Genomic DNA, 22,204 nt, shown 5'->3' on the forward strand with positions numbered 1-22,204 from the left:
CAGCCGGCCAGCCGGGGCGCACGCCGATCCCTCTCCTGGTAACGATCATGTAACGGGCGCGAACCTTTCCCGGTAGGTCGCCTGTCTTGATGGTCGTCGGCCCATCAGGGCCAGGGGAGGCGTCGGATGAAGCTGGTGTGGAGGCGGGCCCGGGAGGCGCGCGGGTTGCTGGTCGCCGCGGTGATCGCGGCCCTGGTCGCCGTCGCGTTGGTCACCGGACTGTCCGACTACAACCGTCGGGCGGTGGACGCCGGGCAGCGGGCGCTGGTGGCCGCCTCGCCGGCCGAGGAACGTGGCCTCCTGGTCAGTGGGTCGGGTGGACGCGACGCTGCCGAGTTCGCCACCCGCGACGGGGCGGTCCGCGCCGAGTTCACCGACGGGCTGGCCGGCGTACCGGTCAGCGTCTCGGTCGCCCGGTACGGCACCGGGCGGGAGCTGACCGGCTCACTCGGATCCGTACCCCGTACCGGGGACGAGCCTGTCTTCGCCAACCTGGCAACCCTCGACGACCTCGCCGCGCACGCGGAGCTGACCAGCGGAGCGTGGCCTCGCCCGGGCGGGAACCCGATCCAGGTGAGCCTGCCGGAGCGGGCCGCGGGTGCGTTGGGCCTCAGCGTCGGGCAACGCATCCCGGTCCGTGACCGGGCCACCGAACGGCGCAGCGAACTGGTGCTCGCCGGCACCTGGCGGCCCCGCGACCCGGCGGACGCGTACTGGCTGCTGGCCCCCGGGGTCGGGACGGGCAGTGCCGGTTCCGGCACGTCGTACGGGCCGTTCGCACTCGACCCGGCTGACTTCGCGGCGGTCTTCCCCGGCTCGGTGTCGGCATCCTGGCTCGTCGAACCGGATCTCGGTGGCGTCGACGCGGCCGACCTGCCCGCCGTGCGCAAAGCCCTCACCGTGGCGTCCGCGGCGGCGCCCGAAGCCGCCCAACTGGGCACCTCCGGGCAGGCGGTGACCAAGATGCCGCAGCTGCTGGACCGGATCGCCCGCGCCGACCTGGTCGGCCGTTCCGCGCTGGCCACCCCGCTGCTGCTCATCCTGGTGCTCGGCGGGTACGCGCTGGTGCTTGTCGCCGCGCTGCTGCACGAGGACCGTCGCGCGCAGACCGCCTTGCTGCGTGCCCGCGGTGCCGCCCGCCGGCAGTTGGCCGGCCTGGCCGCCCGCGAGGCGACCCTGGTGGTCGCCCCCGCCGTCCTGCTGGCGCCGGTGATCGCCACCGTGGCGCTGCGATTCGTCCGACCCGGCGGTGCCGAGCGGTTGTCCGCCGCCGGCGGCAACACCACGCTGGTCTGGGCGGCCGCCGCGGCCACGGCGGCCGGCTGCCTGGTGGCCATGGTCGCCCCGACACTGCGCGGCGCCGGCACGTACGTGGCCGACATGGCCGCCCGCTCCCGCCCCAACCGGGCGGCGAGCGTCCAGCGGGCCAGCGTCGACCTGGTGCTCGTGGCGCTCGCCGTGCTCGCCTGGGTGCAACTGCGCCGGTACGCCTCGCCGCTGGCCGGCTCGGGCGGCCGGCTCGGGCTCGACCCGCTGCTGATCGCCGCCCCGACACTGGGTGTGCTGGCGGGTGCCGTGCTGGCGTTGCGGGTGCTGCCACCTGTCACCCGGTTCGCCGAGCGGTTCGTCGACCGGCGGCCCTGGACGGCCACCATGTTCGGCATGTGGCAGGCCGGTCGGCGTCCGCACGCCGGCCCGGTGCTGCTGCTCGCCCTCGCCGTCGGTGGCAGCACCCTGGCCTGGTCCCTGATCAGCACGGGGGAACGGTCCCAGGTCGAGCAGGCCGGCCACACCGTCGGCGCCGACCTGCGGGTCACCGAACGAGCCGGGGCCGCCCCGCTCACCCGGGCCGGTGAACTCGCCGCGCTGCCCAGCGTGGACCGGGTGCTGCCGGCGTGGCGGGACGACATCCGGGTCGGCCGGGAGGACCTGCCGGTGACCGTGATCGGCATCGACCCGGCCAGCGCCCCCGGTGTCGTCCGACTCGCCGACCGGCTCAGCGACGATCCGGTGTCCGAGCAGTACCAGCGCATGATCCAGGCGCGCGGTGCCATCGGGGGAGTCGAGCTGCCGGCGGGCACCCGGGCGGTCACCGGCACCGTCCGTACGCCGGTCACCGAAGCCACCGAGCCGCACCAGATCGCGGTGGCGCTGCTGTTCACCACCACCGACGGCCTCGCCTTCCGGCTGCCGGCTGTCGACACGCCGAGCACCGGGCAGGCCAAACGCTTCACCGTCACGCTTCCGGACGTCGGCAACGCGCGGCTGCGGCTGGCCGGCTTCGAAGCCGACGCCGGGTTCGCGGCCGGCACCTCGTACGGGTTCCGGGTGGAAGGGTTGGCCCTTGTCGATGCCGGGGGTGCGGCCCGACCGGCCGAGCTGACCGGAGACTGGACGGTGACCTGGCCCGGTGGGCCGCGCGCGCCGGTGGAGTCGAGCGGCGCCGGGCTCGTCGCCAACCGCCCGATCCGGCTGGTCGCCGAGTGGGAACGGCAGGACCAACCGACGGGCCGGTTCGTCGTCGTACCGGGAGTGGCGGGCGGACCCGTCGCCGCCGTGCCGGTGCTGATGACCCCCCGGGTACGCGAGGCGCTGAGCCTTCACCTCGGCGACACCGTCGAGCTGGCGCTCTCCGGGGTGACGCTGCGGGTCCACCTGGTCGGTGAACTGGAATCCGTGCCGACCACCACCGGTGAGGGCGTACTGCTCGATCTACCGGCCGCTGTCGACGCACTACTCGGCGGCGGCGGGACGATCCGCCCGACACCGGAGTGGTGGATCGGTGCCACCGACGCGACGGCCGCCGCCGGAGCGGCTGCCGAGCTGCCCGGCGTCACAGTCCTCGACCGGCAGGCGACGATCACCGCCGCGGCGGACGACCCGTACTGGCAGGGGTCGCGCACCGGAATGCTCGCCGCCGCGCTCGGCGCGGTGCTGCTCGCCCTCGTCGGCCTGATGGTGGACGTGTGGGCCACCGCCCGACGTCGGCTCAGTGAGTTCGCGGTGCTGCACACCCTCGGCGCCACGCCCCGGCTGCTGGCCCGGGCGCTGCTGGCCGAACAGACCTTCCTCGCCGGCATCGGCGTCGGCGTCGGCCTGCTGCTCGGTGCCGCGGTCGGAGCCACAATGGCCCCGCTGGTCATCCTCACCCCGGCCGCTGGTCGGCCGATCCCCCCGGCGACGTTCGCGCTGCCCTGGGTGCCGATCGGTCTGACCGCCGTCGGTCTGCTGCTGGCGGCGCTCGCCTTCAGCGCGTTCATCGCCGCCGGCATCCGTCAGCGGGTGGCGGCGGTGCAGCTGCGAATCGGGGGAGAACGATGAGCGTCGGCGCGGCGGCCCGGCGGGTCCGGGCGTACGGTGGGCAGTTCCTGCTGCTGGCGGTGCTGACCCTGGTGGTCACGCTCCTGATCAGCGGCGTGCCCCGGATGGTCAACCGGCTCGCCGAACAGGGGCTTCGGGCACAGTTGAACAATGAGCTGCCGGCACGCCGGGACCTCTCGTACACCACCGGCGTGGTGACCGCCCCCGCTCTGCGGACGGCCATGGGCGGCGCCCGTGAGCGGTTCGAGGCCCTGGCCGCGGACCTGCCGCCGCAGGTGCGCTCGGCGGTGACCGAGCGGTGGTACAACGTGGACGCGCAACCGGCCCGCGTGCTCGGGCCGGACCTCGCGGCCCGCAACCTGCTCGTCGACCTGGGTCTGCGGGGCATGCCCGACATCCAGGGCGCCAGCACCCTCGTCGAGGGGACGTGGCCGAGTGAGACGTACCTTCCCGACCGGCCGATCGAGGTGGCGCTCGACGTCGACGTGGCCGCCAAACTCAACCTGCGTACCGGCAGCCAACTGCGCATCGGCAGGGTCGACGACCAGAAGAGGTTCTCCGACGCCGCCCCGCTGACGGTGGTCGGGCTGTTCCGCCCCGTCGACAGTACGGGCGGCATCTGGGACGGGCTGCCATCGCTGTTGCAGACCATCCCACCGCAGGGGGACGGTCAGCCGGTCATCGCCTCCGGTGTCGTCGCCCAGTCGGCCCTGGACAAGCGGGCCGCGGCGGGTTGGCCGATCCGGTCGAACTGGCGGTACCGGCTGGCTGCCGACAAGATCGATGCTCGGCGGCTGGACCAGCTGATCGACGGTCTCCAGGAGACGCAGCGGCACAGGCCGGCCGAGCTCTCGCTGGCCCAGGGCATCGACATCCCGTTGCGCGCGTTCGCCGCCCAGGTCAACGCCGCCCGGACCCTGCTGGCGGTGATCGCGGCCGGCGTACTGGCCACGCTGGCCGGGCTGATCGTGCTCGCCGCCATCCTCGCCACCCGGCGCCGCCGGGCGGAGTTCGTGCTGATCCGGGCCCGTGGCGGCGGGACCACTGCCGGCGCCCGCCGAAGCCTCGCCGAGTCGCTGCTGGTGGTGCCCGTCGCCGCCGCGCTCGGCTGGTGGCTGGGCACCCTCTTCCCGGGCGCCCCCGATCCGAGCACGCCGTACCTGATCGCCGCGACCGTCCTGGTCACCCTGGCGCTGCCGCTGGCCACGCTGGCCGTGCCGACCGGCGGGGCGTCCCGCCGCGATCTGGTCCGGATGCGCCCGTCGACCCGCCGGCTCACCGTCGAGGTCTCCGTGTTGCTGTTCGCCGCGCTCGCCGCGGTGCTGCTGCGTCGACGCGGCCTCACCCTCGGCGAGGTGGACCCCCTGCTGGTGTCGGTGCCGGTGCTGCTCGCGATCGCCGCGGCCGTGCTCGCGCTGCGGGCGTACCCCTGGCCCTTGTTGTTGGTCAGCCGGCTGGCCGCGCGGAGGAGGGGCAGCGTCGCCTTCCTCGGCACGGCGCGCGCCGGCCGGTCGGCGGTCGCGGCCCCGCTGGTCGTCGTGGTGCTCGCGATCGGCACCGCGGCGTTCTGCGCGGTCGTCGCCGCCGGCGTCGACGCGAGCCGGGACCGGGCCGCCGAGCGGATCGTGCCCGCCGACGCGGTGATCCGCGGTGAGCGCTTCGCCCCCGACACTGTCGACGAGCTGGGCCGCCTGCCGGGGGTCCGGGCGGCGACGCGGGTGCTGTACTCGTCCGACGAGCGGCTGGCGGTCGACGAACTCGGGACCGACCCGCGGCTCGATTCGACGGCCGTCATGCTTGTCGATGGGCCGGGGTTGGACGCGGTGGCCCGGGAGTCCGAGGTGGATCTGCTGCTTCCGGCCGGGTTGCGCACCGCCCGGCCCGAACCGGGCCCGGTGCCGGCGATCGTGTCGCCGGCGGTCGCCGCCGATCTCGCCAAGGCCAAGATCGACAGGTCCGCGTTCATCTCGGTGCAGGGCCAGCGGTACGAGTTCCGGGTGGCCGGCAGCGAGGAGAACTTCCCCCTGCTGCCGGCGACCACCGACCGGTTCGTCATCCTGCCCTGGCAGGCGCTGCCGGCGCGCACCACCACGCCAGTGGCGACCAGCCTGCTGGTTGCCGGCGATCGGCTGGACGCGCAGGCGCTGCGCCGCGCCGGTGACCAGGGGCAGTTGCGGTACCAGCAGCAGGGGGCCGTCACCGGGGAGAAACGCCCCCTCGGGGTCGTCGTCGACACCCGAGCCGACGTCCGCCGCGATCTCGGTGCCGGCGGCGCGAACGGCGTGCTGGCCTTCGGGTTCGTCGGCGGCGCCGTCGGTGGCTCCGTACTCGGGCTGCTGGCCATCGCGTTCACAGTGCTGGCCGGTGCGCGCGCCCGCGGCCAGGTGCTGTCCCGGCTGCGGACCCTCGGGATGTCCCGCCGGCAGTGGCGCGGGCTGCTGCTTGTCGAGTTGGCCCCGCTGGTCGGGGTGTCGGTGCTGACCGGCGCACTCGTCGGTGCGGTGCTGCCCCTGCTGCTCAACCCGGTGCTCGGCCTGTCCGCGTTCACCAGTGGCATGCCGGTCCGGGTGGCGTTCGAGCCCGGCCTGGTGGCGGCGGTGCTCGCGCTCGGGGTGGTCGCCCTCGGCTTCGCGGTCGCCGTCGAGGCTTTGAACAACCGCCGGTTGCGCCTCGGTGAGGTGCTTCGGCTCGGAGAGGAGAGCTGAGATGACCGCTACCGCCCAGACTTCACTGGCGCCCGACCTGGCCGCCCTGCAACAGCGGGCAGCGCTTCGTGCCGCGGAGCGCGCCGGCGGGCAGGACCGACTGCGCGGGCACATCGTCTGCGACGGCCTGGTGCGCATCTTCAAGACCGAGGGCGTCGAGGTCGTCGCCCTCCAGGGGCTCGACCTGGTCATCGACCGGGGGGAGCTGGTGGCGATCGTCGGCGCGTCCGGCTCGGGCAAGTCGACACTGCTCAACATCCTCTCCGGCCTGGACACGCCCACCGCCGGCATCGCCCGGGTGGCCGACTACGACCTGCTCTCGCTGTCCGCCAAGCGGCGGCTGAGCTACCGGCGGGAGCTCGTCGGTTTCGTCTGGCAGCAGACCGGGCGCAACCTGCTGCCGTACCTCACCGCACTGGAGAACGTCGAGCTGCCCATGCAGCTGGCCGGCAAACGCGGTGCCAAGGCCCGCCGGGAACGAGCCCGGGAACTGCTCGACATGGTCGGCGTGGGCTACTGCGCGGACCGCCGGCCGGGGCAGCTCAGCGGTGGCGAGCAGCAGCGGTGCGCGGTGGCGGTCGCGGTGGCAAACGATCCGGAGGTGCTCTTCGCCGACGAGCCGACCGGTGAACTGGACGAGGCGACCGGCGCCGAGGTCTTCGCGGCCCTGCGCACCATCAACGCCGAGCTGGGCGTGACAATCGTGGTGGTGACCCACGACCACGCCGTGGCCACGCAGGTCCGCCGGACCGTCGCGATCCGCGACGGCCGGACCGCCTCCGAGGTACGCCGAACCGCCCGGACCGACGCGGACGGCAACACCGAACTGGTCAGCGAGGAGTACGCGGTGCTGGACCGCAACGGCCGGATGCAGCTGCCGGCCGCTTTCGTCGACGCGCTCGCGCTGAAGGAGCGGGTTCGGCTCGATCTGGAGCCGGATCACGTGCAGGTACGGCCCGGTGACCGGGCCGCGGATGAGCGGGGGGCACGGGCATGAGTGGTCGGGACATGGTGGTGACAGGTGCGGCTGGGTTCGGCGGTGGGGCCGGGTTCGGCGGTGGGCCCGCGGCGCAACCGGCCGAGGTGGTGCGGGTCAGCGGCGTGAGCCGCACCTTCGGCCGGGGCGAACACGCCGTGCACGCGGTGCGGGACGTCTCGTTCAGCGCCAACAAGGGCGAGCTTGTCGCCATCCGGGGTCGGTCCGGGGCCGGCAAGACCACGCTGCTGAACCTGATCGGCGGTCTGGACCGGCCGGACGGCGGCCAGGTGGTGGTGGCCGGGCACGAGGTGACCGCGGCCGGCGAGGCGGAGCTGCTCCAACTGCGCCGGGGCACCGTCGGGTTCGTGTTCCAGACCTTCGGGCTGGTGCCGATCCTCTCCGCCGCCGAGAACGTGGGTGTGCCGTTGCGGCTGGCGCAGGTGCCGGCCGCCGAGCGGGAACAGCGGGTCGCCGTGCTGCTGGAGATGGTCGGCCTGGGCGGCCACGCGGCGCAGCGTCCCTACGAACTCTCCGGTGGGCAGCAGCAGCGCGTCGCGGTGGCCCGGGCCCTGGCCAACGAGCCGGACCTGCTCATCGCCGACGAGCCCACCGGTCAGCTCGACTCGGAGACCGGTCGGTCCATCATGGACCTGTTGCGCGCGGTGGTGCACGCGCGCGGCATGACCGCGCTGGTGGCCACGCACGACCCGGCCCTGATCGACCTCGCCGACCGGGTGCTCGTCCTGCGCGACGGTCGCCTGGTCGACAGCTGAGGCGGTGTCTCGCCGTGGGCGGCGGGCCGCGGGCCGTGGGCGGCGGCCGTGGGTTGTGGCGGCGGGCCGTGGGTTGTGGCGGCCTGGGTTGTGGGCTGCGGACTCGGTCAGCGGCGACTGACGAGGTGTGTTCGCTCCCTGTAGAGCTGCCCCAGATATGGGGCGCGCGGTAGGCCGGGCGGGTGGTCGTCGGTCTTCGCTGCCTGCTGTTGGCGCGATTCGCTGCCCCATAGTCGGGGCAGCTCTACAGGTGCTGAGGGGCGGCCCCAGCACCCCGAGGCGCGACCGCCTGGCACGTCGTGCCGGGTGGCGCTTCCGGCGGTCGGACGAGGCCGTCCTCCTACTCCGCCCGGTCGGGCCGGTTGTGCTCGGGCCGGTCGGTGCCCTTGCGGCCGTTGGGGAGGGCGCCGGCGAGCGGGATCAGCAGGCACCCCAGCAGGGCCAGCAGTATCCCGGCGCCCGGCGTGGTCGACAGCAACTCGTGTTTCACGAAGGGGTCCTCGGCCCGGAGATACCAGTACACCCCGGTCAGGCTGCCGCAGGCGAGCACGTTGGAAACGAGCATCCCCAGGCTGGCCTGCCGCCACACCCAGCGGGACGGACCGGCGTTGGCCAGCGACAGCACCGCGAACACGGCGGCGATCACCGCGAACGGCAGCGAATAGCCGATCACCCTCCTGCCCGGGGTGACATCCGTCCGGCCCAGGTACACGCTGTGCCAGGCGGGCAGCCAGAACGCGACGACGACAAGCAGGACGCCGACGATCAGGAGCACGCGGCCCGCCCACCTCCACGTCGCGCGCGACTGCCCACGGTCGGTCGTCGCCGACTCACTCATGGCAGCGAATGTAGTCCCGGCCCCGGTCAGAGCGCGAGCTTCATGCCCTCGTGGCTGGCCACGAAGCCGAGGCTCAGGTAGAAGCGGTGCGCGTCCGCGCGGGCCTTGTCGGTGGTGAGCTGCACCAGCGCGCAGCCACGCTGCCGGGCCTGGTCGATGGCCCAGGCCATCAGGTCCCGCCCCAGCCCCTCGCCGCGTCGGTCGGAGCGGACCCGGACCGACTCGATCAGCGACCGCTCGGCGCCGTGCCGACCGAGGCCGGGGATGTAGGTGATCTGTAGGCAGCCGACCAGGTCACCGGCCTGCTCGGCCACGATCAGTTGGTTGCGCGGGTCGGCGCTGATGGCCGCGAACGCCCTCTCGTAGGCCTCGTCGACCTCGGTGAAGTCGCGGGCCTTACCGAGGACGTCGTCGGCGAGCAGGGCGATGACGGCGGGCAGGTCGGCCCGGACCGCCTCCCGGTAGGTCACGTCGGTCATGCCGGTGAGCCTGGCACAACGAAACCGACGAATGTGTCGGTGCCGGTTGCGGGCAACGGGCAGCATGGGGCGGCATGGAGCTCCTGCTGCTGCCGTTCCGCTGGATATACCGGGCTTTGGTGTGGTTCGCCAACTCGCCCCGCACGCTGATCACCTCGTACCTGTTGATGATCGTGGTGGCCGGAGTCATCTATGGGGAGGTCGAGGAGCGCAGCCCGGCCGACGCCGTCTGGTGGGCGGTGGTGACCGCCTCCACCGTCGGGTACGGCGACATCTCGCCGACGACCTGGGCGGGCCGGACGCTGGCCGCTCTGCTCATCTCGACAATGGTGCTCCTGGTCATCCCGCTGATCACCGCGCACTTCGCGAGCCGGCTCATCATCGACGACAACGCCTTCGAGCACGAGGAGCAGGAGCAGCTCAAGGCCGACGTGCGCCGCATGCGGGCGCTGTTGGAGGAGTTGGCGACCCGGCAGGGGATCGATCTGCCCCCGCTGCCCCCGCTGCCCCCGAACCAGCCGGTCAGCGGGCCGGGCAGCGCTTCCCCTCGGGCGGCACGGTCAGGTCGAGCAGGTACGCGTCGACCGCGTTGGTGATGCAGGACGTCTGCGGGTACGCGGTGTGCCCCTCGCCCTCCCAGGTGAGCACCCGGCCGACACCCAACATCGACGCGAGTCGCGGCGTCTGCTCGTAGGGCGTCGCCGGGTCGCCGGTGGTGCCGACCACCACGATCGGTGGCGCGCCGGCCGCCTTCCCGGTCGGGTACGGGTCACGCCCACCCGGCCACTCGACGCAGCTCAGCATGCCGACCGCCAGCGCCGGCCCGAACAGCGGATATTTCCCCCGCCACTCCGACTGCAACTGCCGGATCTGCTCCCGGCTCGGCTTCTCCGTCTCGTCGGCGCAGTTGATGGCCAGGTTGGCGTCGAACAGGTTCGAGTAGTGCCCGTCGCTACCCCGGCCGGCGTACGCGTCGGCGAGCCGGAACACGTCCTTCGGGTCACCCTCGGCCAGCCGGTCGATCGCCTTGGCCAACTCCTGCCAGCCGGATTCGGTGTAGAGCGACGAGATGACCGCGTAGAACACCCAGCCGGCGGTGGCCTCCCGACCGCCGGCGCCGCGTACCGGTGAAGCCTTGGCCTTGTCGATGGCCGACGTGACAGCGGCCCGCGCGTCCGGGGCGATCGGGCAGCGGCCGGCGTTCGCCGTACACCAGCGGGTGAAGTTGGTGAAGGCGCGCTCGAAGCCGCGGGCCTGGCTCTCCGAACCCTCCACCAGCCGCTGTTGCGGGTCCACCGCGCCGTCGAGCACCAGCGCCCGCACCCGCTGCGGGTAGAGCTGGGCGTACGTGGCGCCGAGCAGGGTGCCGTAGGAGTAGCCCAGGTAGGTCAGCTTGTCGTCATCCACCGCGGCGCGCACCGCGTCCATGTCGCGGGCGGCCTGCTCGGTGCCGAACAGCGGCAACTGGTCGCCGTAGCGGTCGCCGCAGCCGCGCCCGATCCGCTGGCTCAGGCCGGCGAAGCCGTCGAACTCCGCCTGGCTCGCCGGGTCTGGGTCGAAGCCGAAGCTGGCGTCCAGGTCGGCGTCGGAGATGCACTTCACCGGGCTGGACCGGGAGACGCCGCGCGGGTCGAAACCGACGATGTCGAAGCGCTCGGTGATCGAGGTGGGGAGCCCCCCGAACTGGGCGCCGAAGGAGAGGTAGACGGCGGTGTCGACGCCGGAGCCCCCGGGACCGCCGGGGTTGACGACAAGTGAGCCCACCCGGTCGCGCTGCTTCGCGGAGCGGGCCCGCAGCAGGGCGATCTCGAAGGTCTGACCGGCGCCCGGACCGGCGCTCGCCCCGCCCCCGGTGCCCCAGTCGCGGGGCACCGCGATCCGGGCACACTCGTAGCGCATGCCGGGTGCGCCGCGCCCGACGAGATCCTCGGGCACCTCCGGGCAGGGCCGCCAGGTGGGCGCGCTGCCGGTCGGCGCGGCCGTGCCCTCGGCCGCCACCTCGGTGCGTGGCGCGAACGCCGGCAGCGTGCAACCGGCGGTGAGCAGCACCGCGGCGGTGAAGGCGGCCAGAGTGAGACGGACCCGGCGACTGGTCGCCATCCGGGGCTGACGGGCGGTGCGGATCACGTGCTCCTCCGGGGTCGAGTCGACGACCAGGCTACGCCGAGCCGGTGGCGGCCCGGTCCACGGTGGCTGCCGGGTCGCCACGCAGCACCTGGTCCACATCGAAGCGGACCGGCCGGTCGAGCTGGTCGTAGCGGCAGGAGCGCGGATCGCGGTCGGGGCGCCAGCGGACGAACCGGGCGGTGTGCCGGAACCGTTCGCCCTCCATCGCGTCGTAGCCCACCTCGACCACCAACTCGGGGCGGACCGGCTCCCACTCCAGGTTTTTCGTGCCGGTCCACCGGCTCACCCCACCCGGGATGCGTTGGCCGCGCTCGTGGTCGCCGTGCACCCACGGGTGCTCGCCGCCGATGTCCCGGTAGGGGGCCAGCTCGTCCAGCAGCTCGGCGCGGCGGGCCATGGTGAATGACGCGCTCACCCCCACGTGGTGCAGGACCCCGGCGTCGTCGTAGAGCCCGAGCAGGAGCGAGCCCACCACCGGGCCGGACTTGTGCCAGCGGAAGCCGGCCACCACCGCGTCCGCGGTGCGGGCGTGCTTGACCTTGAACATCAGCCGCTTGCCCGGCTCGTACGGCAGGTCGGCCGGCTTGACGATCAACCCGTCCAGACCGGCGCCCTCGAAGACGTCGAACCATCGGCGGGCGGTGTCGGGATCGGTGGTGACCTGGGTGACGTGCACCGGCGGGCGCACTCCGGCCAGGGCTTGGACCAGCCGCTCCCGGCGGTGCGGGTAGGGCTGGTCGAGCAGCGCCTCGCCGTCGATGGTCAGCAGGTCGAACGCGACGAAATCGGCGGGTGTGGTCTCGGCCAGCAGCTTCACCCGGGACGCGGCCGGGTGGATGCGCTGGGCCAGCAACTCGAAATCCAACCGGGGCTGGCCGCTCGGCCCGTCGCGCCGGATGACGATCAGCTCACCGTCGACCGCGCACCGCTCGGGCAACTGCCGGCGGGCCTGGTCGACCACCTCGGGAAAATAGCGGGTCATCGACTTGCCGCCCCGGCTGGCCAGCTCGACCTCGGCACCGTCGCGGAACACGATGCACCGGAACCCGTCCCACTTGGGCTCGTAGGTCATCCCGGGCGCGGTGGGGAGCTTGGCGACACTCTTGGCCAGCATCGGCTCGACCGGAGGATTGATCGGCAGGTCCACGGCGACCAGTCAATCAGACGGCACCGACGGTCGTGAGGCAGATCACCGTGGGTGCCCGGGGCTGTGTCCGTCCGCGCGCCTCTCGTCCCGCTCGGGCGAATCGGATAACCGCAGCTCAGAGCTACTTTCACGAGGTGGCCGAGTGGGTGTGTGACTGCTGCGGGCGGTGGCGGGTCAGCGTCGAGCTGATCCGGGGCCGCTACCGCTACCGGCTGACCCGCCGTTACCCGCAGCGGTTCGGCGGCGGCCGGAACGTGCTCGGCGAGGTCGGTTCGGTGCCCGAGCTGGAGGAACTGCTGCGACGGCGTACCCCGTTGAGCCTGGCCGACCTGCGCGAGGCCGCCTGATCCTCCACGGGGTTGCGCGCGGCTGTCACGATCCACCCGGCGGTCTCGTCCGCACCGGCCGGCGGTGCGCATCGGCGCCGCCGGGGAGGGGACGTGATGCGGTTCGAAGCCAGGACGGAGATCGCCGCCGACGCCGAACAGGTCTGGGCGGTGCTCGTCGACGTGGAGCGCTGGCCGGAGTGGACGGCCTCGGTGTCCCGGGTCGAGCGGGGGGAGCCGGGACCACTCGCCGTCGGCGCGACCGCGACACTGACGCAGCCGAAGCTACGGCCGGCGGTGTGGCGGGTCACCGAGCTGACCGAGGGACGCGAGTTCACCTGGGTCTCCGAGAGCCCCGGGGTGCGTACCCGGGGCGAGCACCGGCTGCTGCCGCTGCCCGACGGGGGCACCCGGGTCGAGCTGGCCATCGTCCAGTCCGGGCTGCTGGCCGGTCTGATCGGCCGGCTGTACGGCGGCCTGCTTCGCCGCTACGTGGGCCTGGAGGCCGACGGTCTCAAGCGTCGGTGCGAGCGGAGCTGACCGCCCCCAAGGCCGCCGCTCGGTACCGCGAATGGTCGGTACCGCGCGAATGGGTCAGTACCGCGCGAACGAGCGGATCGTGGCGCGCGGGCCGTATTTCGGTGCGCCGAGGCCGGCCGCGGCCAGCAGCACGCAGACCCGGCCCCGGTGACCCCGGAACGGCTCCAACAGGGCCAACATCCGGGCGTCGTCACCTCTCGGCTCGCCGGCGAGCGCCCAGGCCACGGTGTTCGGGACGTGGTAGTCGCCGACGCTCACCGCGTCCGGGTCCCCGTACGCGACCCGGACCACCTCGGCGGCCGTCCACGGGCCGATGCCTCCGATGGCGGTCAGCCGGCGGGTGGCGTCGGCGGCGTCGGCGCAGCGCTCCAACTCCTCGGCGAGCGCGGCGGCGCGGCGCAGTGTGTCGGCCCGCCGTTGTTCCACGCCGAACGGGTGGAACACCCAGTACGGGGTGGCGGCCACCGCGGCGGCCTCGGGCGGCAGCAGCAGCGACGGCAGCGGACCGGGCGCCGCCTCGCGGAAGTGCCGCACTGTCGCCGCGTACGCCCGGTAGGCCTCCTTGACAGTGACCTTCTGCTCGAAGACCACGCGCAGCAGCCGGGGGAAGACCTGCCCGGTGCGGGGCATCCGCAGCCCCCGGTGCTCCCGCGCCAGCCGGGCCACCAGGGGGTGCGCCCCGGCCAACTCGGCGAAGCCGGTCAGGTCGTCGTGCAGCCCGGCGATCGCGTCGGCCCGTGCCACCACGTGCGCGGCGCCCGGCCCGTAGCCCTCGGCGATCAGGTCACCGCCGGCCAGTCGCAGCGCCAGGGTGGCCGGCCCGTCCGGGGTGCGGGTCGCCCACCAGAAGGTGCCGGCGACGACGCGGGCGCACGGGTCGTACGGGGTGAAGGTCAGCGCCCGGACCGACGCCGCCAGCCGGTAGCCGACCGGTGGGCGCAGCACCCGGGTCGCGGCGGGTTCGGTCTCGGTCACCCCACTACTTTGCCAGGTCACGACGGTGGCCGGTCGCGGCCCTCCCCGGCTGCGACCGGCCACCGTACGTCTCGTGGCGCCTGGGGTCAGTACGAGTAGCCCGAGCCCCCGGCGTCGTTGGCGCCGCTGTCCGCGGGCGGCGCGACCGGCTTCGGCGTCGAGGTGGGCAGGCACTCGAGGTTCTTCTTGCCGTCCGGCTGCACCACGAACCAGGTGCCACCCACCGCCTGGCCCTTCCACTGGCCGGGCTTCTTGTCGCCGATGTAGCGGTAGACCGGCCAACCACCGATGGTGAGCTGACGGGTGCCGTCCTGGCGGGTCACGCTGCTGACCTTGTCGTCGGAGACGCCGGTAAGCTGCGGGTTACCGTCGGTCAGCGCCGGGGGCCACACCTCGGCGCACTTGTCGACGCAGTTCGACGACGGCGGGTCGGCGGTGTCCTTGTCGAAGCGGTACAGGATCCAGCCGTCCTGGTCGGTGACCACCTTGCCCATCCGGGCGACGGTCTTGCCGACCAGTTTCTCGGTCAGGTCGACGTTCGCGGGCGGCGCGTCGGCGGCTGCCGGCGCCTCCGCGGACGCCGACGCCTCGGCTTCCACCGACGCGCTGGGCTCGGCCGCGGCGACGGCGACCGGCTCGGCAGCGCTCGAGTTCGCCCCGTCGTAACCTGCGGGAGCGCAGGCCGTTAGTGCGACCATCGCGCTCGCGACGATGACGGTCCGCTTCATCTGTGCCACGTGCCCTCCTCATTCTTGGCAGTTCACCCATAGGTACGGGCGTTTGGCTGTCAAGGTTGAAGGAGTAACAGTGGTCAATTTCACGTGGAATTGATTGAACCGGTCGGGGCATCGATCCGTACGCCCGCACAGGGGAGGCACTCCGCGACAACGAATCGGCGCCGGCCATTGTGACAATGACCGGCGCCGACGCGTGCGTGACCCTACAGGGGCACCGTGACCAGCGGGCTCGCCACCCCACCGGCATCCACCGACTGCACCTGGAGTTGCTTGATGTCGCCCACCACTGCCGACGTGGAGGCACTCAACTCAAGACCCTGCGGTCGGGTGTTGGTGCCGTAACCGCCCTCCGGCACCGACCAGCTCGAGACCACCTCGGCCTCGGCGTTCTTGCGGATCACCACCAGCCGGCAGACGCGTGGGCCGGGCAGCTTTCGCAGGCTGAAATTGATCCGGGTGCCGTAGTCCCGCTTGACCAGGAACACCGTCGTCTGCACGCCAGTGGTCGGGTCGGTCGCGTCGACCTGGTCGCCCTCCTCCTCGGTGCCACCCACACCCGGGCCGCTCGGCGGGGCCGTCGGCCCGCTGGTCTGCGGGTCGATCGGCGCACTCGCCGTCGGACCGGCGATCGGAGTCGAACTGCTGTCGGTCACGCTCACGAAGCCGTACCCGGTCAGCCCGCCGAAGACCACCACCGCGGCGGCCGTCGCGAGCATCTGACGAAACCGGGTACGCCGACGGTCGGCCCGGACCGCGCCCAGCGTCCGGTTCAGCAGTGCCGGATCGGTCGCCGTCTGCTCCAGCGCCATCATCGTCTCGCCGTCGATGTCGGAGAGCAGCCCGACCACCGGCACCATCGTCTCCAACTCGGCCGCGCACGCCCAGCAGGCGGCGAGATGCTCCTCGAACCGCTCAGTGTCCTGCTCGTCGAGCACGCCGAGCGCGTACGCCGCGACGTCCATGTGATCTGGCCGACTCATTCTGTCACCCCCCGCTCCTGCAGAGCCGTGCGCAGCGCGCGCAGCGCGTAGTAGACCCTCGACTTGGCGGTGCCGAGTGGCAGGCCCAACTCCTCGGCGGCCTCCGGCACCGTCCGCCCCCGAAAGTACGTCGAAATCAGGATCTCCCGGTGCGACTGACTGAGCGTACGCAGCGCGTCCGCCACCGTCATGGTCCGCAGGACCCGGTCGGTGCTGTCCGCCTCGGCGAACGCGGTGAGATCACGGTCGTACGTCTCCGGCGGCCGGGCCTCCTGGCTGCGGTGCTCGTCGATGGCGATCCGGCGGGCCACCGTGACCAGCCAGGGCCGCAGCGAACCCTGCCCCTGCGTGCCCAGGCGGTGCGCGTTACGCCAGGCCCGCAGCAGTGTCTCCTGGACGATGTCCTCAGCACGTTGCCGGTCCCCCCCGGTGAGACGCATGACGAACATCAACAACGGGCCGGCGTGCTCGGCGTAGAGCATCCGGATCAGTTGGTCGGAGTGGCTGGCCTCGGTTGACGTCGCCTGGTGGCGCCCGGGCGCCGGTCGCGGCGTCACCGGACCATTCTGGCGAGACGTCGCGTGGGCGTCGACCCCACCGGCAGACGACGTCGGCCGCGACGAGGACCGCGCCGACAGCCAGTCCGCGCTTACCGCATCGCCATGCCAACCGGCCGCCACCGCATGCATGCAGACCTCCGGGTGTCCGTAACCATCGCCGGCCCACGAAGCGGGCCGCCCGGTGGTACGCGGCAACGCCCCGAACGGATCAACGAACGGCGGAATTTTTCCCGCCGTCGTTGAGTGGGCGGTCAGCGGCGGACGGAGAACAGGCCCGGTGGCGGCGGATCGGAACCTGTCGCGTCGGCATCGTGGACCACCTGCGCGCCGCTGGTGAAGCGGTCCAACTCGTCGCCGGCCACCACCCGGCCCGGGAACCAGTCACCGGCCGCGCGCCGGGTCAGCTCCGGCACCGGCGGGGTGGCCCGCCCGGCGACCAGCACCAGATTTCCGTACCGGCGGCCCCGCAACACCGCCGCGTCGCCGACCAGGCAGGCCTGCGGCAACACCGAACGGACCGTGGCGACCTGCCCACGGGCGTGCCGCAGCGGCGGGCCGTCGGCCAGGTTCGCCAGATACCACCCCGCGGGGCGCAGCACCCGGGCCACCTCGGCCGCGTACTGCACGGACGTGAGGTGGGCCGGGGTACGCGCTCCGGCGAACACGTCGGCGACCACCACGTCGTAGGTGGCGTCCCGGGTGGCGGTCAACACGGCCCGCGCGTCGTCGACGCGGACCCGCAGCCGGGCGTCGGACGGCCACGGCAACACCCTGCGGACCAGCTCGACCAGGGCGCCGTCCACCTCGGCCACCCGCTGGGTGGAGCCGGGCCGGGTGGCGGACACGTAGCGGGGCAGGGTCAGGGCGCCACCGCCCAGATGCAGCACCCGCAGCGGCACGCCGGCCGGTGCGACAAGGTCCACCGCCGCGGCCAACCGTCGCACGTACTCGAATTCCAGGTGCGTGGGGTCGGTCAGGTCGACGTGCGACTGCGGCGCGCCATCCAGCAGCAGCGTCCACGAGCCCGCCCGGTCCGGATTCGGGACGAGCTCGGCCTGCCCGGTGTCGACAGTCTCCACCACCCGGTCAGCCGCCCGCTTACGTCCCATCGGAACCAGTATCCGCCGTCAGCGGGCGGCGCGGGCCGCGGCGGTCAACGCGCGGTGCAACAGTCGGGAATCGCCGAGCAGGGCGCGCAGTCGGCGCTCCAGCCCGGCGATCGGGATCAGGTTCTGTGGGGCCCGCGGATCCTTGTACGGGTTCGAGGCGAAGCGGGGCAGTGTGACAAGCGACAGGTCGGCCAGCTCGATCGCCGCCTCGACGGGCAGGTCGGCGGAGCACTCCACCCGGACGATGCCCGCCCACGGCGCGCCGACCGCCACCGGCAGCCGCAAATACCACGACCAGCCACCCCAGGCGGTGCCCAGCCGGAACACCGGCGAGCGCTCGCCGGACGCCATACCCGTCACCACCGCGGTCAGCCGGGCATCCAGGTATTGGCTGTGCTGCGTCTTGATGTAGCCGAGCGTGCGCGGCAACTGCCGGCGACTCCGCAACGGGCCGTCCACCACCAGCAGGTCACCGTCGACCCGGGCGGCGTCGGACACCGCCACTTCCAGCGCGGTCAACGGGCCCTGCACGGCGGCCGGCAGCTTCGCCAGCTCACCGGTGCCACCCACCCGGTGCACCGGGTAACGGATCGCGCCGGCCACCACGTCCTGCGCCGACGGACTCGCCGTGAACAGGCCCCGACCAACCCGGGTGCCGGCCAGCTGCGCCGCGCCCCGGCCCAGGTCACACCGCACCACCCCGGCCGCGTACGAGGCGGCCAACCCGGGAAACGAACCGCCGTCGGTCTCCGCCGTCCAGATGCTCGCGTCGATGCGGCGTACCCCGTCGACAAGCAACACCACGTCGGGCGCCCGCACCCCCGGGCGTACCCCGATCGCCCGCCAGTCCACGGCGGGCAACTCCACGTCCGCGTCGACCTGCGCGCTGCTCGGCGCGGCCGGCCCGGCGGCCGACGCCTCGAACGACGCCCCGTACGCCGGATCCCACGAGTCGACGAAGAACGCCGCGTCGCTCACCGGCCGGTCCGTTCCACCCGGGCGGACCGGGCATCCTTGCGCACCTCGAAGCGGACCGGGATGCGCTCGGCCAGCGCCGGCACGTGGGTGACCACGCCGACCATCCGATCGCCCCGGGCGGCCAGGTTTTCCAGTGTCGCCGCCACCGTGTCCAGTGTCGCGGCGTCGAGCGTGCCGAAGCCCTCGTCCAGGACTATCGACTCCAGGCTCGCCGCCGTTGTCGACATCCCGGCCAACTGCTCGGAGAGCGCCAACGCCAACGCCAGCGACGCCTGGAACGTCTCACCGCCGGAGAGGGTCCGCACGCCCCGGCGCAGACCCGCGTCGTGGTGGTCGACCACCACGAACTCACCCTTGTCGTGCACCAACTCGTACTGCCCGGAGGACAGCTCCCGCAGAATCCCCGACGCACCGTCGACGAGCAGGTCCAACGCCTCGGCCAGCAACCACCGCTCGAAGTTGTTGGCCCGCAGGTGCCCGGCGAGCGCGCGCGCCACCTGTGCCTCCCGCTCGTGCCCGGCCCGCTGCTCGCGCAACGTGCCGGCCTGCTCGCGGCGCTCGTGCAGCCGCCGCCGCTCGGCCTCGGCCCGCTCCACCGCCACCGTCGCCGCGTGCACCGGGTCGTCGCCGACCGGCACGTCCGCCGCGGCGAAGATGCCGGCGATGGCCCGCTGTACCGCGTCGGCCACCGACTCGGCCTCCGCCACGGCGGCGGCCCGGCTCGCCCGGTCGGCGCGGCGGCGGTCCGCCTCGGTCGTCGCCCAACCGGTCAACGCCGCCCACGCGGCGGCCACGTCGTCCCGATCGGCCGCCGGCGGGCCGAACCGCGCCAACCCGTCGCGCGCGGTGTCGAAGGCCCGCCACGCCGAGCGCAGCCGCTCCTCGGCGGCGTCCACCCCGGCCCGCGCCTGCCGAGCGGCCTCACGGCCGGCCCGCACGGCCGTCGCCGCCTCCTCCAGCGCGCGCCGCAACCGGGCGTGCTCGGCCAACTCGCGCCGGAGCGCCGCCGGCTCGGCCACGCCGGCGAGTTGCCCGTCCAACTCGGCCAGCCGGGCGTCCACCTGCTCCTGCCGGGCCCGCGCCTGTACCAACAGCCGCTCCAGGTCACGCGCCGCCGCGTCGCGCTGCTGCACCATCGTCTGCGCGGCCTTGGTCGCGGCCCGCGCCGCCTTGCCCGCCGCCGTCGCGGCAGCCACCGCCGAATCGGCCGGCACCGCCGGCACCTGCCGCACCTGCTGCTCGCAGACCGGGCAGGGCGCCCCGGCATGCAGGTGCACCCGCAGGCTGACCGCCAGGTCGGTGGCCTTCGCCTCCTCGTGCGCCCGGAAGGCCGCCTCCAGCTCGGCGTCGGCCCGCTCGGCCGCCGCGCGGGCGTCGGCCAGCGCCGCCACCGCCGCGGTGTGCTCGTCGGTCGCCGCCCGCACCGCGGCGCGGACCGTGTCGGCCTCGCCGGACAACCGATCCCGATCGTCGTACGCCTTCAGCAGCAGTCGCACCGCGCTCTCGTCGCCGGCGCCGGCCAGCTCACCGCGCAGCTTGTCCTCCCGCTCCTCGGCCAGCGACACCCCGCTCGCCGCCGCCTCCGCCTCGGCCCGCGCCGCGGTGACGGTGCGAGCCACCTCGGCCACCCCGCGCGGCGCGCGGACCCCGGTCAGGACGGTCAGCTCGTCGTCGAGGGCGGTCAGCGCCGCCGCCGCCTCCCGGGCGGTGACCCGGGCCGCCGCCAGCTCCGGCACCGCGGCGGTCACCGCACCGGCCAGCTCGGCCATCCGCTCGACCCGGGCCTCGACCTCGGCCAACGCCTCGTCGTCCACGCCGGTCAGCCCGGCGAGCACCTGGTCGACCGCCTCCAGTCGGGCCTCCGCCTGGGCGGCCCGCGCCGTCGCCCGCTTCTGCACGTCCTCGTAGACACCGAGGCCCAGCAGGTTGACCAGGATCTGCTGCCGGGTCGCCGGCTTGGCGTGCAGGAAGTCGGCGAACTGCCCCTGCGGCAGCACCACACAGCTGGTGAACTGCTCGTACGGCAGCCCGACCGCCTCCAGCACCGCCTGTTCCATCTCGGCGGGGGTGCCGGCGACCACCTCGCCGAGGTCGTCCGGGCTCAACCCGGTGTCCAGTTTGGTCACGTCGAACCCGGCCGGCATCAACTGCAACCCGGCGTTCGCGGTCTTCACGTTGCCCCGGCCGTCCCGGCGGACCACCCGGGTCGCCACGTAGCGGGCTCCGCCGGACTCGAAGACCAACCGCACCCGGGCCTCGGTCGCCGACGGTGCGAGCGCGTTGGCCAACCCCCGGGCGCCACCCCAGCGGGGCACCATGCCGTAGAGGGCGAAGCAGATCGCGTCCAGCACCGTGGACTTGCCCGAACCGGTCGGACCGATCAGCGCGAAGAAGTCGGCGTCGGTGAAGTCGACTGTGGTCTCGTCCCGGAAGACCGTGAAACCGGCCATGTCCAAGCGCATCGGACGCATCAGTGCTCGACCTCCTCGAAAAGCTCGTCGAAGAGCTCCCGGACGCCCTCGTCGGCGTGACCCCGGCTGTCCAGATAGTCGCCGAACAACTCCCGGGGCGAACGACCCGATCGTTGCGCGATGCGGGCACCGCTGCCCGGCGCGGCCAGCAGCTCCGGGTCGATCCGGATCTCCAGCGCCCGGGGGAGCAACTCCTGGACCTCCTCGCGCAGGCCGGCGCGAGGTTGCTCCCGCACGTAGACCCGCAGCCAGGCGTCCGGTGCCTCGATCTCGGCGAGCTGGGCCAGGGTGCCCCGCACCGTGCGCAGCGCGCTCGCCGCGGTCACCGGCACCTCCCGCACCCGGGCGGCGGTGGTGGCGGTCACCTCGACAATCGTCACCGAGGGGACATTCTCCTGCTCACCGAAGTCGACGGCGAGCGGGCTGCCGCTGTAGCGCACCGGGCAGGGGCCCGCCACGCGCTGCGCCCGGTGCAGGTGGCCCAGCGCCACGTAGTGCGCGGTGGCCGGGAAGACGGTCGCCGGAACGGCGTAGCCCAGCACTGTGTGCGCGTCGCGCTCGCCGCCACCGGTGGCCGCGCCGGTCACCGTCAGGTGCGCGGTGACCAGGTGCACCCGGTCCGGTTCGGTGAAACCCTCGGTCAGTCGCCCCAGCACCCGCCCCAGATGGTCGGCGTACGTCTGGTTGGTCTCCGCGGCGGTCAGCTCGTACATCTCCAGCGCGCGCACCGCGTACCGCTGGGACAGGAACGGCAGCGCGGCCAGCCGCCACCGCTCACCGCCGGCGGTGGCGCCGTCGATCACGTGCTCGTCGGGATCTTCCCGCACCCCGCCGCGCAGGGTGATGCCGGCGGCATCAGCCCACGGGCGCAGCGCGTCCAGCGCGGGGCCGTTGTCGTGGTTGCCGCCGATCGCGACCACGTCCGCGCCGGTGCGGCGCAGCGCGGTCAACGCCCGGGTGACCAGGCGCGTCGCCTCCGAGCTGGGCGCGGCGGTGTCGTAGAGGTCACCGGCGACGATCACCAGATCCGGTTGCTCGGCACGGGCGATCTCGATCACCCCGGCCAGCACGGCCTTGTGCTCGTCGGCCCGGGACTGCCCCTTGAGCACCTTTCCCACGTGCCAGTCGGAGGTGTGCAGGATCTTCATGGGTGTGCCGG

General features: G+C 73.5%; 19 protein-coding genes. 7 read left to right on the top strand and 12 right to left on the bottom strand.

The window, feature by feature from the left end:
- Positions 1–126 precede the first annotated feature (126 nt).
- Genes AB0A95_RS14030 through AB0A95_RS14045 form a run of 4 tightly spaced genes read left to right on the top strand, consistent with a single transcriptional unit; the run spans position 127 to position 7,778 of the window.
- The gene (locus AB0A95_RS14030) at positions 127–3,321 is read left to right on the top strand and encodes an ABC transporter permease (protein ID WP_357556070.1); all 3,195 of its coding nucleotides are present in this window, start codon (positions 127–129) and stop codon (positions 3,319–3,321) included.
- Positions 3,318–6,026 (top strand): ABC transporter permease, encoded by a 2,709-nt coding sequence (locus AB0A95_RS14035; protein ID WP_357556071.1) that lies wholly within the window; start codon positions 3,318–3,320, stop codon positions 6,024–6,026. Before AB0A95_RS14030 ends, AB0A95_RS14035 begins: the two co-directional genes overlap by 4 nt.
- A 1-nt stretch (position 6,027) precedes the next feature.
- On the top strand, positions 6,028–7,023 hold the full coding sequence (locus tag AB0A95_RS14040) for an ABC transporter ATP-binding protein (protein WP_357556073.1): 996 nt from the start codon (positions 6,028–6,030) through the stop codon (positions 7,021–7,023).
- Positions 7,020–7,778, top strand: a complete 759-nt coding sequence (locus AB0A95_RS14045; RefSeq protein ID WP_357556075.1) for an ABC transporter ATP-binding protein — start codon at positions 7,020–7,022, stop codon at positions 7,776–7,778. Before AB0A95_RS14040 ends, AB0A95_RS14045 begins: the two co-directional genes overlap by 4 nt.
- A gap of 340 nt (positions 7,779–8,118) precedes the next feature.
- Here AB0A95_RS14045 and AB0A95_RS14050 read toward each other — a convergent pair whose 3' ends face one another.
- On the bottom strand, positions 8,119–8,553 hold the full coding sequence (locus AB0A95_RS14050; protein ID WP_357556076.1) for a hypothetical protein: 435 nt from the start codon (positions 8,551–8,553) through the stop codon (positions 8,119–8,121).
- An 89-nt stretch (positions 8,554–8,642) separates the two neighbouring features.
- A complete protein-coding gene (locus tag AB0A95_RS14055; RefSeq protein ID WP_357556077.1) occupies positions 8,643–9,095 on the bottom strand; it encodes a GNAT family N-acetyltransferase in 453 nt (150 codons plus the stop codon).
- A gap of 74 nt (positions 9,096–9,169) precedes the next feature.
- Between AB0A95_RS14055 and AB0A95_RS14060 the strand changes: the two genes are divergently transcribed.
- On the top strand, positions 9,170–9,691 hold the full coding sequence (locus tag AB0A95_RS14060; RefSeq protein WP_357556078.1) for a potassium channel family protein: 522 nt from the start codon (positions 9,170–9,172) through the stop codon (positions 9,689–9,691).
- Here the strand turns inward: AB0A95_RS14060 and AB0A95_RS14065 are convergent.
- Together AB0A95_RS14065 and AB0A95_RS14070 are read right to left on the bottom strand one after the other, a co-directional pair.
- On the bottom strand, positions 9,618–11,195 hold the full coding sequence (locus AB0A95_RS14065; RefSeq protein ID WP_357556190.1) for an alpha/beta hydrolase: 1,578 nt from the start codon (positions 11,193–11,195) through the stop codon (positions 9,618–9,620). The genes AB0A95_RS14060 and AB0A95_RS14065 overlap by 74 nt on opposite strands.
- Before the next feature lie 58 nt (positions 11,196–11,253).
- A complete protein-coding gene (locus AB0A95_RS14070; RefSeq protein ID WP_357556079.1) occupies positions 11,254–12,369 on the bottom strand; it encodes an ATP-dependent DNA ligase in 1,116 nt (371 codons plus the stop codon).
- A gap of 134 nt (positions 12,370–12,503) precedes the next feature.
- Here AB0A95_RS14070 and AB0A95_RS14075 point away from each other — a divergent pair, with 134 nt between their 5' ends.
- Both AB0A95_RS14075 and AB0A95_RS14080 read left to right on the top strand, forming a co-directional pair.
- Positions 12,504–12,716, top strand: coding sequence for a hypothetical protein (locus AB0A95_RS14075; RefSeq protein WP_357070209.1), 213 nt, complete (start codon positions 12,504–12,506; stop codon positions 12,714–12,716).
- A 96-nt stretch (positions 12,717–12,812) separates the two neighbouring features.
- Entirely contained in the window at positions 12,813–13,235 is a 423-nt protein-coding gene (locus AB0A95_RS14080; protein ID WP_357556192.1) for an SRPBCC family protein, read from the top strand.
- 54 nt (positions 13,236–13,289) lie between these two features.
- On the opposite strand, the gene AB0A95_RS14085 is transcribed toward AB0A95_RS14080, so the two are convergent.
- From AB0A95_RS14085 to AB0A95_RS14120, 8 genes are all read right to left on the bottom strand, one after another.
- A complete protein-coding gene (locus tag AB0A95_RS14085) occupies positions 13,290–14,210 on the bottom strand; it encodes a DNA-3-methyladenine glycosylase 2 family protein (protein ID WP_357556081.1) in 921 nt (306 codons plus the stop codon).
- 86 nt (positions 14,211–14,296) lie between these two features.
- The gene (locus AB0A95_RS14090; protein ID WP_357556082.1) at positions 14,297–14,947 is read right to left on the bottom strand and encodes a hypothetical protein; all 651 of its coding nucleotides are present in this window, start codon (positions 14,945–14,947) and stop codon (positions 14,297–14,299) included.
- A 203-nt stretch (positions 14,948–15,150) separates the two neighbouring features.
- Positions 15,151–15,927 (bottom strand): zf-HC2 domain-containing protein, encoded by a 777-nt coding sequence (locus AB0A95_RS14095; protein ID WP_357556084.1) that lies wholly within the window; start codon positions 15,925–15,927, stop codon positions 15,151–15,153.
- Positions 15,924–16,616, bottom strand: coding sequence for a sigma-70 family RNA polymerase sigma factor (locus AB0A95_RS14100; protein ID WP_357556085.1), 693 nt, complete (start codon positions 16,614–16,616; stop codon positions 15,924–15,926). The genes AB0A95_RS14095 and AB0A95_RS14100 overlap by 4 nt, the downstream gene beginning before the upstream one ends.
- 122 nt (positions 16,617–16,738) lie before the next feature.
- Positions 16,739–17,596: a fused MFS/spermidine synthase gene (locus AB0A95_RS14105; RefSeq protein ID WP_357556086.1), complete on the bottom strand. Its 858-nt coding sequence runs from the start codon at positions 17,594–17,596 to the stop codon at positions 16,739–16,741.
- A gap of 18 nt (positions 17,597–17,614) precedes the next feature.
- The gene (locus tag AB0A95_RS14110) at positions 17,615–18,574 is read right to left on the bottom strand and encodes a hypothetical protein (protein ID WP_357556087.1); all 960 of its coding nucleotides are present in this window, start codon (positions 18,572–18,574) and stop codon (positions 17,615–17,617) included.
- Positions 18,571–21,045 carry an SMC family ATPase gene (locus tag AB0A95_RS14115; protein ID WP_357556089.1) on the bottom strand — a complete coding sequence of 825 codons (2,475 nt, stop codon included), beginning with the start codon at positions 21,043–21,045 and terminating at the stop codon, positions 18,571–18,573. Before AB0A95_RS14115 ends, AB0A95_RS14110 begins: the two co-directional genes overlap by 4 nt.
- Complete coding sequence (locus AB0A95_RS14120) at positions 21,045–22,193, bottom strand: exonuclease SbcCD subunit D (protein WP_357556090.1); 1,149 nt, start codon at positions 22,191–22,193, stop codon at positions 21,045–21,047. The genes AB0A95_RS14115 and AB0A95_RS14120 overlap by 1 nt, the downstream gene beginning before the upstream one ends.
- Positions 22,194–22,204: the final 11 nt, after the last annotated feature.

Source organism: Micromonospora sp. NPDC049230, assembly GCF_040647875.1.
GTDB lineage: Bacteria > Actinomycetota > Actinomycetes > Mycobacteriales > Micromonosporaceae > Micromonospora.

Coding starts and splice junctions, on each gene's coding strand:
- AB0A95_RS14045 (WP_357556075.1), top strand. CDS start 7,020: ATGAGTGGTCGGGACATGGTGGTGACAGGTGCGGCTGGGTTCGGCGGT.
- AB0A95_RS14060 (WP_357556078.1), top strand. CDS start 9,170: ATGGAGCTCCTGCTGCTGCCGTTCCGCTGGATATACCGGGCTTTGGTG.
- AB0A95_RS14115 (WP_357556089.1), bottom strand. CDS start 21,045: ATGCGTCCGATGCGCTTGGACATGGCCGGTTTCACGGTCTTCCGGGAC.
- AB0A95_RS14055 (WP_357556077.1), bottom strand. CDS start 9,095: ATGACCGACGTGACCTACCGGGAGGCGGTCCGGGCCGACCTGCCCGCC.
- AB0A95_RS14105 (WP_357556086.1), bottom strand. CDS start 17,596: ATGGGACGTAAGCGGGCGGCTGACCGGGTGGTGGAGACTGTCGACACC.
- AB0A95_RS14040 (WP_357556073.1), top strand. CDS start 6,028: ATGACCGCTACCGCCCAGACTTCACTGGCGCCCGACCTGGCCGCCCTG.
- AB0A95_RS14080 (WP_357556192.1), top strand. CDS start 12,813: ATGCGGTTCGAAGCCAGGACGGAGATCGCCGCCGACGCCGAACAGGTC.
- AB0A95_RS14065 (WP_357556190.1), bottom strand. CDS start 11,195: ATGGCGACCAGTCGCCGGGTCCGTCTCACTCTGGCCGCCTTCACCGCC.
- AB0A95_RS14030 (WP_357556070.1), top strand. CDS start 127: ATGAAGCTGGTGTGGAGGCGGGCCCGGGAGGCGCGCGGGTTGCTGGTC.
- AB0A95_RS14095 (WP_357556084.1), bottom strand. CDS start 15,927: ATGAGTCGGCCAGATCACATGGACGTCGCGGCGTACGCGCTCGGCGTG.
- AB0A95_RS14120 (WP_357556090.1), bottom strand. CDS start 22,193: ATGAAGATCCTGCACACCTCCGACTGGCACGTGGGAAAGGTGCTCAAG.
- AB0A95_RS14100 (WP_357556085.1), bottom strand. CDS start 16,616: ATGCATGCGGTGGCGGCCGGTTGGCATGGCGATGCGGTAAGCGCGGAC.
- AB0A95_RS14035 (WP_357556071.1), top strand. CDS start 3,318: ATGAGCGTCGGCGCGGCGGCCCGGCGGGTCCGGGCGTACGGTGGGCAG.